Here is a 1074-nt window from a genome sequence, read left to right as displayed (position 1 = left end):
CCCAATCATTGCATAAATTTTGACACTTCCGCGACTAGGCCGCAGATTTCATGGCATCGAGATAATGCAACAACTCCGATTTGACAGCACTGTTCGCACTCATGGTCAGTGTCAGCGAGCCTTGTGGGCGGGTGAGACGGCCAGCGCGCTGTATCAGCTTGCGCCGAATCGTATCGAGTTGTTCGAAGATCCACAGTGGAGCCCGGCGATCAGTCGTGGTCCGTTGCTTTTCGTTGGCCATCATCTGCATTTCCCGGCTGATGTTGTGCGCAAAAATGGCCGCAAGCGTAAACACCTGATTTCCAGCCTGCCGGAAGCTCGGGATGTAACCCATCTGGGTCTGGGATTTCAGTTCCGCAAAGATGCCTTCCTGTGCGCCGCGACCATTGTGATAGGCCAAGATATTTTTCGCTTTGGTGGTCTTGTTGGTGACAATTACCTTGAAGTCGTAGCCATATTCATAGGGAATGAACATATCCAGCTGTACTGGCCCCTTGTACTGTCGGCGATTGGAGGTGCGGATAAAGAGAAACCGCTGCTTGCCGCCCCAGCTCTTTGGCTTCCACTGTGCCTCAAAGTAGCCGCAGCCGCCGGTGATCCGATTCCAGCGCTTTCTGCCTTCAACCAGTCCCTTCAACTCAGCGAACCGCTCGAAAGGCACGCTAATGGTGAACTCAACGCCTTCCTGCTCCAGCAGAGACACAATATCATCCGAGAAGAAGGCGTTGTCCATACGAACTTCAACCACCACCCGAGGCAAAACTGCCCGGAGTGCACGGATACAATCAAGAATGAAATCCCTGGCGCCGTTGGAGTCGTGGACATTGCCGGGGCGATGCCAGACATCAAACACCTGCCCCGTCTGGGCAATGGTACAGAACAGCGGATAATAGCTGCGCTGGCCTTTCTTCTTCTTGTTGAAGCCCACGGCCGTTCCCTCGGCGAAACGGCCGGTGGAGAGCACCGAGCCGTCGAAGTCCAAGGTGATGCGGGCCAGATTCTCTGCGGCGAGGCGCGCCAGAGCCACCTGTCGATTGACTTTCCGCAGCTGGCCCACACTTTGTCCGTCCATAC

At 55.3% G+C, this 1074-nt stretch carries 1 protein-coding gene; it reads right to left on the bottom strand.

Going from position 1 to position 1074, the window contains the following annotated elements; genetic code table 11:
- Positions 1-34 precede the first annotated feature (34 nt).
- On the bottom strand, positions 35-1074 hold a 1040-nt coding region (locus FHS09_RS22500; protein ID WP_221192204.1), incomplete at its 5' end, for a transposase.

The sequence above is a fragment of the Microbulbifer rhizosphaerae genome (assembly GCF_014191725.1).
GTDB lineage: Bacteria > Pseudomonadota > Gammaproteobacteria > Pseudomonadales > Cellvibrionaceae > Microbulbifer > Microbulbifer rhizosphaerae.
Note: the sequence above shows the minus strand (reverse complement) of the source record. Positions and strands in the feature narration are given on the sequence as shown.